This is a genomic window from Agrobacterium vitis, assembly GCF_037039395.1.
Lineage (GTDB): Bacteria > Pseudomonadota > Alphaproteobacteria > Rhizobiales > Rhizobiaceae > Allorhizobium > Allorhizobium vitis_E.
Genome location: NZ_CP146242.1, coordinates 1,588,349 through 1,601,891 on the forward strand (window position 1 = coordinate 1,588,349; position 13,543 = coordinate 1,601,891).

13 protein-coding genes and 1 tRNA gene are annotated in these 13,543 nt (G+C 56.3%); 4 read left to right on the forward strand and 10 right to left on the reverse strand.

From position 1 onward, the window contains the following. Positions 1–11: 11 nt before the first annotated feature. A complete protein-coding gene (locus tag V6582_RS10115) occupies positions 12–389 on the forward strand; it encodes a hypothetical protein (protein ID WP_156631176.1) in 378 nt (125 codons plus the stop codon). Positions 390–530: 141 nt separating this feature from the next. Here V6582_RS10115 and V6582_RS10120 read toward each other — a convergent pair. Continuing rightward, positions 531–617, reverse strand: a tRNA-Leu gene (locus V6582_RS10120). A gap of 391 nt (positions 618–1,008) precedes the next feature. On the opposite strand from V6582_RS10120, the gene V6582_RS10125 reads away from it, so the two are divergent. Further along, positions 1,009–1,422, forward strand: coding sequence for a BA14K family protein (locus tag V6582_RS10125; protein ID WP_156631177.1), 414 nt, complete (start codon positions 1,009–1,011; stop codon positions 1,420–1,422). Between the two features lie 125 nt (positions 1,423–1,547). On the opposite strand, the gene pheT is transcribed toward V6582_RS10125, so the two are convergent. The 8 genes from pheT to infC form a co-directional block, all read right to left on the reverse strand. Beyond that, entirely contained in the window at positions 1,548–3,971 is a 2,424-nt protein-coding gene (pheT, locus tag V6582_RS10130; RefSeq protein WP_156631178.1) for a phenylalanine--tRNA ligase subunit beta, read from the reverse strand. A 29-nt stretch (positions 3,972–4,000) separates the two neighbouring features. Next, positions 4,001–4,420 carry an ASCH domain-containing protein gene (locus V6582_RS10135; protein ID WP_156631179.1) on the reverse strand — a complete coding sequence of 140 codons (420 nt, stop codon included), beginning with the start codon at positions 4,418–4,420 and terminating at the stop codon, positions 4,001–4,003. Beyond that, positions 4,417–5,502 (reverse strand): phenylalanine--tRNA ligase subunit alpha, encoded by a 1,086-nt coding sequence (gene pheS, locus V6582_RS10140; protein WP_156631180.1) that lies wholly within the window; start codon positions 5,500–5,502, stop codon positions 4,417–4,419. Before pheS ends, V6582_RS10135 begins: the two co-directional genes overlap by 4 nt. 162 nt (positions 5,503–5,664) lie before the next feature. Beyond that, positions 5,665–6,069 (reverse strand): 50S ribosomal protein L20, encoded by a 405-nt coding sequence (rplT, locus tag V6582_RS10145; RefSeq protein ID WP_070147507.1) that lies wholly within the window; start codon positions 6,067–6,069, stop codon positions 5,665–5,667. A gap of 39 nt (positions 6,070–6,108) precedes the next feature. Then, on the reverse strand, positions 6,109–6,312 hold the full coding sequence (gene rpmI, locus V6582_RS10150; protein ID WP_012654654.1) for a 50S ribosomal protein L35: 204 nt from the start codon (positions 6,310–6,312) through the stop codon (positions 6,109–6,111). Between the two features lie 227 nt (positions 6,313–6,539). Beyond that, positions 6,540–7,895 (reverse strand): sensor histidine kinase, encoded by a 1,356-nt coding sequence (locus tag V6582_RS10155; protein ID WP_156631181.1) that lies wholly within the window; start codon positions 7,893–7,895, stop codon positions 6,540–6,542. Further along, the gene (locus V6582_RS10160) at positions 7,889–8,557 is read right to left on the reverse strand and encodes a response regulator transcription factor (protein WP_156631182.1); all 669 of its coding nucleotides are present in this window, start codon (positions 8,555–8,557) and stop codon (positions 7,889–7,891) included. The genes V6582_RS10155 and V6582_RS10160 overlap by 7 nt, the downstream gene beginning before the upstream one ends. Positions 8,558–10,009: 1,452 nt before the next feature. Next, positions 10,010–10,546, reverse strand: a complete 537-nt coding sequence (gene infC / locus V6582_RS10165) for a translation initiation factor IF-3 (protein WP_337739202.1) — start codon at positions 10,544–10,546, stop codon at positions 10,010–10,012. Positions 10,547–10,866: 320 nt separating this feature from the next. On the opposite strand from infC, the gene V6582_RS10170 reads away from it, so the two are divergent. Then, positions 10,867–11,676 carry an alpha/beta hydrolase gene (locus tag V6582_RS10170; protein WP_156631184.1) on the forward strand — a complete coding sequence of 270 codons (810 nt, stop codon included), beginning with the start codon at positions 10,867–10,869 and terminating at the stop codon, positions 11,674–11,676. Positions 11,677–11,861: 185 nt separating this feature from the next. Further along, entirely contained in the window at positions 11,862–12,476 is a 615-nt protein-coding gene (locus tag V6582_RS10175) for a transglutaminase-like cysteine peptidase (protein WP_156631185.1), read from the forward strand. A 77-nt stretch (positions 12,477–12,553) separates the two neighbouring features. Here V6582_RS10175 and mbfA read toward each other — a convergent pair whose 3' ends face one another. Continuing rightward, entirely contained in the window at positions 12,554–13,537 is a 984-nt protein-coding gene (mbfA, locus tag V6582_RS10180) for an iron exporter MbfA (RefSeq protein WP_156631186.1), read from the reverse strand. Positions 13,538–13,543 lie beyond the last annotated feature (6 nt).

Here is a 13,543-nt window from a genome sequence, read left to right on the forward strand (position 1 = left end):
TGGAGATCGACATGCAGAACCAAGCAGCAAGATGGACGGCAGCGCTGGTGGCAGCAGGATTGACCATTGCGGCGCCAGCCTTTGCCGACCAGAACAAGAAACCCACCATGGATAACTGGTCGCAGCCCTTGAAAGCTTACAAGGACCTGCCCGGCGTAAAGACGCAGGCCGAAATCGACCGGCAGAACCTCCAGCCAAGTTACCGCTGCAAAACCGAGACCGTGCTGATGCAAGGGCGCGGCACCCGCGATTTTCATTTTCTCGGCTCCGGCATGCCGCGAACCGTCTATCGCTGCACCACGGACGAAGGCATTACCTATATGGGCAGCGAGCAACCGCGCACCGGGGCCTGGCTGCCGGGGATCAATCCGAGAGATGTCGGGGAATAAGACCTAGAGTCTGTCAGGGAAAACCGGATTCCACTTTTCCCTGACAAACTCTAGAACACGAAAAACGTATAAAAACAAAAAAGCCCGGCGAACCGGGCTTTTTTGTATTCATAAACCAAATCAAAGATTTGGCTTGGGAATTGGTGCCCAGAAGAGGACTCGAACCTCCACACCCTTTCGAGTACCAGCACCTGAAGCTGGCGCGTCTACCAATTCCGCCATCTGGGCGACGAGGAGGGATTTAGTAGGCCAGCCCGCGCCTGTCAACACGGTTTTTGAAGTTTTCATGTCAGGACCGATTTTTTTCCGGGAGCCTCTATCCCGTTCATTTTGCAGCATCATTCAACATTCGCCCAAGCACCTGAATCTAGTGGTTTTAATAGGAACAATCCGCGACACAGAAAAAACTGACGCCAATAAAAGATTTACCTAATATACAAAGCGATCTCGTCCGAAAGACTGAGTTTTTGAGAGGTGCAAGCGGAAGGCAGATGGAATCATGTCACCAGAAAAATTGCCTTGCCTTGAAATTGTCCCCACCCCCGAAGCTTGGGCCTTGAAGCTTAGGCGATGAGATTTATGTAATTCGGCATTTCCGATTATTGTGAGGAGGCGTAGAATGCCAGTGTTCCGCAATGCCTTGGCTGGGGTTGCGTTCGCCCTTGTCGGCAGCCTGCCTGCTGTCGCATCGGCGACCATGCCATTTGCCGTGGCCCCGCCGAGCGGCAACCCATCCCAAGTCATCGATATCCGCTATGTCTGTGATGTCTATGGTTGCTATGACCGACCCGATTACGGCAGGCCGCCACCGCCGCCGCCAGGCTATTACCGGCCAGTCCCACCACCGCCTCCGCCGCCCTATTACCGCCCCGCACCTCCGCCACCCGGCTATTATCGTCCAGCGACACCGCCGCGGGTATCCAACCGCCATATCCGCTGGTGCATGGACCGCTATCGGTCCTATGATCCACAAACCAACCGCTACATCGCCGGGGATGGCCGCCTGCGGGTCTGCCGCTCACCATTCCGATGATTTAAGCGTCTGACTGTGTTGAAAACCTGAGAAACGCAAAACCCCTCGAAATATTCGAGGGGTTTTTACAATCACGATAAAAACAGCGGGACAAAGTTCCCGCCACCCGGCCCTGAAGACAGGTGTCAGGCGCGTAAAACACCGCCTGTGGTCTTTTCAACATTGCCGACGATCTTCTTGGTCAGCGCGTCAAAATCCTCATCGGTCAGGGTCTTGTCCGATGGCTGGATCAGAACTTCAATGGCAACGGACTTCTTGCCCTCGCCAACGCTTGCCCCTTCGAACACGTCAAACACGTTGACGCCTGATATCAGCTTGCGGTCGGCACTGGTGGCGGCCTTGATGATTGCGCCCGCTTCCACCTGTTTTTCAACCACAAAGGCGAAATCGCGCTTCACCATCTGCAAGGGTGAGAGATCCAGCGCTGGCTTGGTGCGGGTGGCCTTCTTCTTCGGCTCCGGCATGGCATCGAGATAGATTTCAAAGCCGCAGAGCGCACCAGACACATCCAGTGCTGCCAGCGTCTTGGGGTGGAACTCGCCAAAATAGCCGAGAACTACCTTTGGCCCCATCTTGATGGTGCCGGAGCGGCCCGGATGATACCATTCCGGCCCACCCTGCTCGATCTGCACATTGCCCATCGGCAGGCCGCAGGCTTCCAGCACGGTCAGCGCATCGGCCTTGGCATCATAGACATCCACCGGCTTGCCGCCTCCCTTGGCTGCGTTGGACCACATGCGGCCAGCACCGCTAAGCGATGCCGTACCACGGCGCACGCCGCCTGCCACGCGGCGCTGGCCTTCGGGCGTATCGCCTTCATAAGTGCCGGAGACTTCGAAAATCGCCACATCGCCAAAACCACGGTCAGCGTTGCGCTGGGCAGCGGTGAGCAGACCCGGCAGCAACGATGGGCGCATGTCCGACATATCAGCGGCAATCGGGTTGACCAGTTTCAGCGCCGCGCTACCGCCGCCAAACAGGGCGGCCTGTTCCGCTGAGATGAACGACCACGTCACCGCTTCCATCATGCCTCGGCTGGCCAGCGCCCGCTTGGCTGTGCGGGTGCGGATCTGCAAGGTGGTGAGGATCTTGCTGTTGACCGCACCCATGGATGGCAGAGGCTCAGGCGTGATCTTATCCACGCCATGCATACGCATGACCTCTTCCACCAGATCGGCCTTGCCGTCCACATCTGGCCGCCATGATGGAACGGCCACCTTAACGGCTTCGCCCTCGCCCGACACCTCAAAGCCGAGGCCGGTGAGGATGGAGCGGGATTCGTCGGTGGAGACATTCAGGCCGGTGAGGCGCTTGACTTCGGAAAACGGGAAATCAACGACCTTCTTAGTGTGGCCCTGATAGCCAACCACCTTGGTGGTGGCAGCCACACCGCCGCACATTTCCAGCACCAGTTCGGTGGTGCGCTCAAGGCCGGGCACCATATAGTCCGGGTCAACGCCGCGCTCAAACCGATAGCGGGCATCGGTGATGATGCCGAGCGAACGGCCCGATTTGGCAATGTTGATCGGGTCCCACAGGGCCGATTCAATCAACACATTACTGGTGTTTTCATCGCAGCCGGAATGCTCGCCGCCCATGATGCCGCCAATGGATTCAACGCCATTGTCATCGGCAATCACCACGGTGTTGGGTGTCAGCTTATAGGTGCGGGTGTCGAGGGCCAGAATTTCCTCGCCATCCTTGGCACGGCGCACGGTCAGCGCACCCTTCACCTTATCGGCATCAAACACATGCATGGGGCGACCTTGATCAAAGGTCATGTAATTGGTCACATCCACCAGCGCCGAGATGGGCCGCAGGCCAATGGCAATCAGCCGCTTTTGCATCCAGACCGGGCTTGGACCATTTTTGACGCCGCGCACCAGGCGATAGGCAAAGCCGGGGCAAAGCTTGGCATCATCCAGCTCCAGCTTGACCTCAACCGAGGTCTCGCCTTCCACTGCAAAGCTTGGAGCTTTTGGCTGCTTCAACGTGCCAAGGCCGGAGGCCGCCAAATCACGGGCAATGCCGTAAATGCTGGTGCAATCGGGCCGATTGGGCGTGAGATTGATCTCGATGACCGGATCATCAATGCCCGCATAGGCCGCAAAAGAGGTACCGACAGGCGCATCGTCCGGCAGATCGATAATGCCATCGTGATTGTCAGACATGTTGAGTTCTTTTTCAGAACACATCATGCCGTGGCTTTCCACGCCACGAATATTGCCAATAGCCAGCGTCACATCCAGCCCCGGCACATACATGCCCGGACGGCCAAACGCGCCAATCAAGCCCGCCCGCGCATTTGGCGCGCCGCAAACGACCTGCACAGGTTTACCGTCGCCAGCATCGACCGAGAGAACTTTCAGACGATCGGCAGACGGATGCTTTTCCTCGCTCAAAATCTTGGCAATCACAAACGGCTTATAGGCCGCCTTGTCATCAACATCCTCAACTTCAAGGCCAATGGCGGTAAGGCGCTCGCAGACCTGATCCAGCGTGGCATCGGTGTCCAGATGGTCTTTCAACCAGGAGAGTGTGAATTTCATCTTAGCAATCTCTTCTTCCGCACTGGGCCTTAGCCCTGATCTCGCTTTAATATGTCCACGAGACGAAACCGCTCGCAAACCAGTTCCATATCCGGCGTGAACCCGCCATTGCGGGCGAAATAGACCTCGTGCCCAACCCGCCAGGCTTCCAATGTCTGGTCATCCTCGCCTTCGTCATGGGCGAATGCGGCATCAACCTCATCGAAACGCCGGATTGTGACCTCTACAGTCTCAATCACTGCGGCAGCGCGCCCTGCACCATCCAGAACGACGTCACGACGCCCGACGACGGGAATGGGCTCACCTTTTGGGCCAAAATCCCGCAATGCACCGCATGTTGCAGTTTTCTTGCCTGCGAGCACCAACCCCAGAAGCTGATCCGCCAGCTCAGGCGAATCACCAAACGCGAAGGTCACAGCATCGCGGTGTGGCTCCGGTAGCTCGATCATACGCTCAAGCCACCAAACAATGTCGGCATGTCCAATGGACGAAAACCGTAGTGGCTCATCCAGCGAACGTCGGCATTGAAGAAGTCGCGCAGGTCCGGCATGCCGTATTTCAGCATGGCGATGCGGTCGAGGCCCATGCCCCAGGCAAAACCCTGGTATTCATCGGGGTCGAGGCCGCCTGCACGCAGCACGTTGGGGTGGACCATGCCGCAGCCGAGGATTTCCATCCAGTCCTTGCCTTCGCCGAATTTGACGATGGGGCCGCTGGAACGGTCGCACTGAATGTCCACTTCGAATGATGGTTCCGTGAACGGGAAGAAGGACGGCCGAAAGCGCATGGTGACGCTATCGACTTCAAAGAAGGCCTTGCAGAATTCTTCCAGAACCCAGCGCAGATGGCCAACATTGGCGGTCTTGTCGATCACCAGACCTTCGACCTGATGGAACATCGGCGAATGGGTGGCGTCGGAATCCTGTCGGTAGGTCTTGCCCGGAATAACGATGCGGATCGGCGGCTTTTGCGCTTCCATGGTGCGCACCTGCACCGGCGAGGTATGGGTGCGCAGCACCTTGCGCTCGCCATTGGCGTCGGGCTGGAGGAAGAATGTATCGTGCATTTCGCGGGCCGGGTGGCCTTCAGGGAAGTTCAGCGCCGTGAAATTGTAATAGTCGGTCTCGATATCCGGGCCTTCGGCAATGGAAAAGCCCATATCGGCAAAGATCGCGGTGATTTCATCAACGATCTGGCTGATCGGGTGAATACGCCCACGCTCCGCAGGCGAGGAACGCACGGGCAGCGACACATCCAGCGTTTCAGCCTTCAGGCGCGCATTGATGGCGGCGTCCTTCAGCTCGGTCTTTTTAGTGGTCAGTTGTTCGGTGATCTCGTTTTTCAGCGCGTTGATTGCCGCACCACGGGTCTGGCGCTCTTCCGGCGTCATGGAGCCCAGTGTTTTCAAAAGCTCGGAAACCGAGCCTTTCTTGCCCATGGCGGCAAGACGCACGGCTTCAATGCCAGCCTCGTCGCTGGCAGCGGCGATATCGGCCAGAAGGGATGTTTTCAAACTCTCGAGATCGGACATTGTCGTCTTTCCTGCCTATGTTCGGCCGCCAGCACCAGAGCATTTCCAGCAAAAGTGTATAACGGGTTTGCGTCCGGAAATGCGTTAAACCATGAAAAAACCCGCGCCAGTTTGCCCAGCGCGGGTTTCCCAATAACCAAATTTCAGTTTGGGACGCGCTGGTTACTTAACCGCGGTCTCAAACTCATTCTTCGTGCCAGCATCCTTGAGGTAGGACAGAGCCTTCTTGGAGGCTTCAACCAGCGCGCCGAAAGCTGCCGGCTCATGGATGGCCATGTCGGACAGAACCTTACGGTCAACTTCAATGCCAGCCTTGTTCAGGCCGTCGATGAAGCGGCCATAGGTCAGGCCGGATTCGCGCACAGCTGCGTTGATACGCTGAATCCACAGGGCGCGGAAATTGCGCTTGTTGACCTTGCGGTCGCGGTAGGCGAACTGCTTGGAACGATCCACCGCAGCCTTGGCAGCGCGGATGGTGTTCTTGCGGCGGCCGTAAAAGCCCTTGGCGGCCTTCAGAACCTTTTTGTGCTTGGCATGAGCGGCAACGCCGCGTTTTACGCGTGACATGTCATGATCTCCTTAAATGATCCAAAAAGCGAAAGGGTCTCAGAGACCGTTTGGCAGGTAGTTCTTGATGACTTTCTTGCCGTCTGCTTCGGCAAGTACCATCGTTCCGCGTGCATTGCGGATGAACTTGTTGGACCGCTTGATCATGCCGTGACGCTTGCCAGCGGCAGCAGCCAGGACCTTGCCGGAGGCAGTGATCTTGAACCGCTTCTTGGCGGAGGACTTCGTCTTCATCTTGGGCATTTTGCTACTCCATTGTTCTTGTATCGAAACAGGCAGACGAGGCCTGTTTTCAAGCATAAAGAACGGCCACGGCATGCCCTGCCGGACCGTTCGGACGGGCGCTTATAACCGCAGGCCCGGTAAAGTGCAACGGGATTCAAGTGCGCGAGGCAAAAATCGCTTTTGCGGCCTGCCAACACCAGAAAATCGACGGCTTAAGCGCGTTATCCAGGCCAAATGACCTGCCGTCAGATCGGGTGAGCCGGAATCTGACGTCCGCCATTGCGGGGAAATTGCAGTGTGACGAGCAAGCCGCCAATATCGGCCTGATCCAGGCTGAGATTGCCGCCATAAGCGGTCATGATATCGGCGCAGATCGCGAGGCCCAGACCGGAACCGCCTTGGTCTGCATCCAGAAATTCGCCCCGGCGCAGCACCTGCTGCCGGTCTTGCGGACGCACACCCGGCCCATCGTCACCAATGACGATCATCGCCATGTCCCGATCCGCAAAAGCGCGGACGTGAATGACCGAGGAGGCCCATTTCGTTGCATTGTCGAGAATATTGCCGATTGCTTCGGCAAGATCGGCGGCGTCGGCCTCAATCGCCAGACCTGGTTCTACATCGACATCCCAGGCAAGGTCCCGCGCCCGGGCAATCGGGTCAAGAACTTTGACCAGCTTGCCCATCAGGCCTTCCATGTCGGTCACCTGCATCTGCTCGACGCCAAGGCGAGCGGCCTGCAATTGCCGGTCGGCTCGCTGACGCACCAGGTTGATTTGCTCGAAAGCCGCTTCACGCTCGGCGGAAGGCAGATGCTGCACCATTTGCGCCAGCACCGTCAGCGGTGTTTTCAACCCATGCGCCAGGTCGCTGGCCCTGCTGCGTGCCTTCTCGATCGTGTATTGCCGTTCGGTGAGCAGGAGATTGATCTCTTCGACAAGCGGCATCACTTCAGGCGGCACGCCGTCATCCATGACCCGCAACTGACCGGCCCGAACCATCGACACCTGGTTTCGCACACGCGTCAATGGCTGCAACACGACCCGGGCCTGGAGCAGCGCCGCGCCCAGCAGAACCAGGGCAGTGATCAGCATGACGGACCGCGAGCGCTCCCGATGCTGATCAAGCGGTTCCATCAGGTTGGCCAAAGGAAAGCCGGCATAGATGATAACAGGATAGTCTATGCCCTCATCCGAGATTTTGATTTCGCTGCGTAGCAGTAAAATATCCTCGCCATCGGGCCCCTGCGCACGACTGAAATCGAATGGCCCTTCCTGGTGCAGTCCAGTTCTGGGCAGTTCCACATCCCAGAGCGACCGCGAGCGCAGGCTGCGGCCATCAGGCGTCCATACCTGCCAGTAACGCCCGCCGCTGACGGTGGAAAAGCGCGGATCCGCTGGCGGCGAGACGATATCAATCTTGCCATTTTCCACCTTCAGGCGGGAGGCAATGGTATTGATAATGACAGTCATCTCGGTTTTGAATTGCTGACCGACATAGTTGATGAACAAAAAACCGACCGAGAACCAAAGGACCATCAGCGCCAACCCGATTGCCAGGAAGGAGCCGATCGCGAGCCTAAGGCGCAGTGATCTCAGCATGAATTTTCGTCCGGCACGACATAACCGAAGCCGCGCCGTGTTTCGATAGCACTGGCATCCGTTTTCTTGCGGATCCGCGCCACCATGGCTTCAACTGCATTTTTCGAAGCATCGTCATCGCGACCCTGGATCTGGGTGGCGATCTCATAGGCTGAAAAGACCCGGCCCTTGTTTTGGACGAGAATCTGGATCAATCGAAACTCCAGCGGACTGACGTCCAGCAGGGCACCATTGAAAGTGACTGTCCGACCGGCTTCATCCACCTGGAAACGCCCGGCTGAAAACAGAGTATGGCTGGTTTTCCCAGCGCGCCGCAGCAATGCGCGAAGCCGGGCCAGCAATTCCTCTGTCCGGAACGGTTTCGGAAGATAGTCATCCGCTCCGGCATCGAAACCATCAACCCTTTCCATCCAGGACCCCCGCGCCGTCAGGACCAGAACAGGTGTCTGGATCCTATCCTTGCGCCAGCGTCTCAAAATGGAAAGGCCATCCAGCCCAGGCAGGCCGAGATCGAGAATAATGGCGCCAAGGGAGGTATCCTCTCCAGCTTCCCAGACATCCGGTCCCTTGTTGACCAAGGTTACCTCGTAGCCCTCGCCTCGCAACGTCTCCGCCACATGGCGACCGATATTGGCATCGTCTTCAGCCAGTAAAATACGCAAGATTCAATGCTCTCCAAAAGATCGCCGAGAAAGAAGTTACAATCCGCGCAAGACGATATCATGCATGGCGCTATAGGATTTTGTTTGCATCGTATTGTCCAAAACCCGGTTTCTACTTTTCGGTACGATGCCGTGTAGACAGTCGCTGTCAACTTTATCGTGCCAGTTTTCCGGTTCGCGCGTCCACTTTCAAGGTGCGAAACCGCCCGGAAATGTCCTTTACGGTCAGCAAGTAAAAATCACCGTTGGAAAGATAGCGTAAATCCACGTCGATCAACCGCGAGCCTTCAGGCAGCTTGAGATTGCTAAGCACCTCTCGCAACGAACGATAGCGGCCACTTTTGACGCCGTCCAGTACCTGGGGCCGGACGATGCTCGGATCGTCATCTGTAAACGAGCCGTTTGGAGTTCCGCCTGGACCTCCCCCTCCGGGCCTGCTGCCAAAAGGCCCAGGAGCGCCTGAAAATCCAGGAGGTCCGCCACTCGGCGGATCGCCGCCTCTTCCTCCACCTGGGGGGCCTCCTGGAGGACCACCTGGCGGGCCTCCGCCTGGCGGCCCACTGCGATTGTCAGCCATAGCGAAACTGGTAAAGAACAGGGATACAAGAAACAGAATTGTCGCCACGCCGCGACCATAGACGCGGTAGCGCTCTGGCCCTTCTGTCGCAAAACACGTCAGGTAAGAACGTTGGCGCCGGATAGCTCTGGCGTCCTCCATTTTTCCATCTTCCGTTGAGCTGCTTCTCATGGCCATTCCGGTATAGGCACAGGGCGACACTGGCTGACAAACTTTAATCGGCGCTCGATTGCCTGTATTCAGTCATAAAATCCCATTGGACCTCAGATAAATTATCCAGTCAACGCGACGAGTGATGCCCAAGCCTATCCGACGGCATTCTCAGGCTGATTCGCATAGCGCCATTTGAATATAGAGGTCGCCAATAGCTGTAAAGCTAAATAACAAATGACACAAAGGGTTTCACTAGTATTTTTTGGCTTTTTTGAGATGCCTCAGATACTAAATTCGATCAATTTCAATTCAAATCAAATTTGATGTCCAATTGAACACTCATTGGAAAATATAAATCATACTAATTAACTGGATAGACCACAAAAGTGCATAGGTATGCACATTCCCCAATAAGGAACTCCGCCGTTCCATTTAGAGACGGCGGAGTTTCCAATAGGCTAATAGCCTTGGTTGTCATCCAGGGGCATAGGATGACATAACAGACTGGGAACGTTGTGGGGACGTGGGGTAAATCCCGTCTGTTGAGAATGACAATGCCAAAACACCGCTGACATCGCGCTGACGCCATTGTCAGGATTTTGTCAGGTTGCATATTCGAAGCGAAACAAGGGCTTTATTAAAAAAAAGCGACCTGCGCTCGATAAAACGCATGTCGCTTCAAACTTGCAGATACTCTCGGGTCCGACTGATAGGTCGCTGGCTTATTTAGGTGCCAGCACCATCATCATCTGACGACCTTCGAGCTTGGGTTCAGCCTCAACTTTGGCAACTTCGACTGTGTCTTCCTTCACCTGCATGAGCAATTTCATGCCCAGTTCCTGGTGGGCCATTTCGCGGCCGCGGAACTTCAGGGTGACTTTGACCTTGTCGCCGTCTTCAAAGAATCGCGACATCGACTTCATCTTCACCTCATAGTCATGGGTGTCGATGTTCGGGCGCATCTTGATTTCTTTGACTTCAACGATTTTCTGTTTCTTGCGCGCTTCTGCCGCCTTCTTCTGGTTGGCGTATTTCAGCTTGCCAAGGTCCAGGATCTTGCAAACGGGCGGTTCAGCATTCGGCGAAATTTCGACCAGATCGAGACCGGCTTCTTCCGCCATGCGGAGCGCCTGGTCCGTCGGCACGGCGCCGAGATTCTGGCCTTCTGAGTCAATCAACTGGACCTTTGGAACCCGGATCTCCCGGTTGGAGCGCGGCCCGTCCTTAACGGGGGCATCGGCTTTGAACGGTCTGCGAATGGTCGTATTCTCCTCAATAATTTCGGATAGTCATATCGGTGATTTCGGAACGTCAGATAGGCCCGATTGTCCCGCCTTGCAAGGCTGAGCTCTCTATCGGACCGCTGTTCAAAGGGTGATAGCATAGTTTTTTAAAAAAATCACCTGCTGTCGTGAAGAGAAGAATCTGTTTTATACCTTATACGACGGCCTGAAGATGCTCACGCATCCCGGCCTTCAAGAGATTTCGAATATCTCAAATGCTCAAAGCATTGAGATATTCGAAACCGGAATACCAACTGCTCTCTTCAATCGCAGTTGGACCACACCTGGAGACAATGATGACCGATGCCGGACGAACAATCGAAACCCATGCTATCACCGTGGGACAGGGAAGCGATGCGCGCAGCATAGCCGCGCTGGTCCGGGCACCCACAGGAGAGAATCGCGCCACCTGCATCTGGCTTGGCGGCTACCGATCCGACATGACAGGCACCAAGGCGCTGGAAATGGACGCCCTGGCCCGGTCGCTTGGGGTTGGAGCGATCCGCTTCGATTATTCCGGGCACGGTGCCTCTGGCGGAGCCTTTCGCGACGGCACCATTTCCCGCTGGCTGGAAGAAGCGCTTGCCGTTGTTGATCATTTCAAACCGGCAAACGTCGTTCTGGTCGGCTCCTCCATGGGTGGCTGGATTGCATTGCGACTGATCCAGGAACTGAAAGCCCGCCACAACAATCCGACCCAGGTGGCAGGAATGGTGTTGATCGCACCGGCTCCCGACTTCACTTCGGACTTGATTGAGCCAATGCTCGGCGACCGGGAGCGGGCAGATCTGACCGAGAAAGGTTATTTCGAGGAAGTCTCCGACTATAGCCCGGAGCCGAATATCTATACGCGTGCGCTGATGGAAGACGGGCGCGCTAACCGGGTGATGACCGGCATGATCGACACTGGCTGCCCCATCCATATCCTGCAAGGCATGGCCGATCCTGATGTGCCCTACCAGCATGCGCTGAAACTGGTCGAACACCTGCCCGCCGACGATGTTGTATTGACCTTGGTGCGTGACGGCGATCACCGCCTGTCGCGTCCGCAGGACATCGACCGGATGCGCAGTGCCATTCGCGCCATGATCGAACCAAGGCCATAAGGCTAAACCCAAGCCAAAGCCAAAGCCCAACTTTGTGTGCCATTCGGCGAAAATGCGACAAAAACTTCACACTGATTAACGGATTTTAACCATATTGGCCGATTGAGCCGCCCCTCGACCTTGGAACGATTGACTCTCTGCCCTGGGTAATCTTAACTCTTTGTTAAGAATTCAAGGGGCGTCTCATGACCTTCAGGCTCTCAGCTCTGGCAGCTTTTCTGGCACTTCCGCTGTTTTTCGCGGGCAATGCGGCTGCGGATATGACATCGGCTGTTCCAGCCTCGATGGTCACCGGCGGCATCACTTCGCAGCCCATCGGTCATTACGAATTTTGCTTGCGCTACAAGGCCGAATGCCAGGTGCGCAGCAAGCCTGGCCCCGCGCGCCAGGTTACCGAACACGGTTGGGATATCGTTCACGCCGTCAACATGGACGTAAACAAATCCATCACGCCGATGACCGATATGGACGTCTATGGTCGTGAAGAATGGTGGGAATATCCCGTTGACGCAGGCGATTGCGAAGACTTTGTTCTGTTGAAGCGCAAGCGTCTGCTCCAGGCCGGATTTTCGGAATCGGATCTGCTGATTACCGTCGTGCGTAAGCCTGATGGCGAAGGCCATGCGGTATTGACGCTGCGCACATCCACAGGCGACTATATTCTCGACAATCTGGTTGACGATGTAAAACTCTGGAGCGACACCTCCTACACCTATCTGAAACGGCAGGCGAGCTTCGATACCGGTCGTTGGGTCACGATTGAAAGCGGCAAGGATGTTCCGGTCGCGGCGTTGAAATAGGCCAACAGACAATCGGCACAGACAATCGAAAAAGGGCCTGGATGTGGAAACACTCCAGGCCTTTTTCATGCACTGTTTCAACCGCTGCCGATCAGGATACCTGCGGCCAATACCAACGAACCGCCCAGCACCACCTGCATGGCCGCACGCCAGAACGGCGTTTCCATATATTTGTTCTGTATGAAGGCGATGGCCCATAATTCGATGAACACCACCACGTCCGCCGTTGCCGTCGCCGTCCAGAAATGCGGAATGAGATAAGGCAACGCATGGCCCAGTCCGCCCAGCGTCGTCATGATGCCGCAAGCAAGGCCGCGCTTGATCGGCGAACCTCGGCCAGAAATCTTGCCATCGTCATGGGAGGCTTCGGTAAAGCCCATGGAAATCCCTGCCCCCACCGAGGCCGAGAGGCCGACCAGAAAGGTCTGCCAGGTATCGCCGGTGGCAAAGGCCGCCGCAAAGATCGGCGCAAGGGTTGAAACCGAACCATCCATTAATCCGGCAAGGCCGGGCTGCACATAGGTGAGAACGAACTGCCGCTTGGTGGTTTCCTGCTCCAGTTGCTGGACGTCCTCAGGCCGGTGCTTTTCACCCAGCATATGGGCCACATCCTCATGGCCCTGCTCCGCCATGGCCAGATCGCCCAGAAGTGCTCTTGTGCGGGCATCCGAGACATGTTTCTGGGCCTCGACATAAAAATTATAGGCGGAGCGCTCCATGGCTTCCGCCTCTTGGCGCACCTGATCAACAGAAAGCTGGGCCTGAAGCCAATCGGGCTTGCGCGTCATGAAACCTTGGACATGCTCCCGGCGGATCAGCGGAATGTGCTCGCCAAATCGCTGGCGATGCATGTCGATCAGCATGTTGCGGTGCGTGTGCTCCACCTCCGCCATATCCTTGAAAACCTTGGCGGACTGAGGATATTGCTCTTTCAACCGATCCGCATAGGCCAGATAGATCCGCGCATCGTCTTCCTCAGAAGAAATCGCCAGCGCAAGAACCTCCTGTTCGGTGAGACTATCCAGACGTCGCTTCGCAGGGGCGAATAAGGAGCGGAACATGATGGC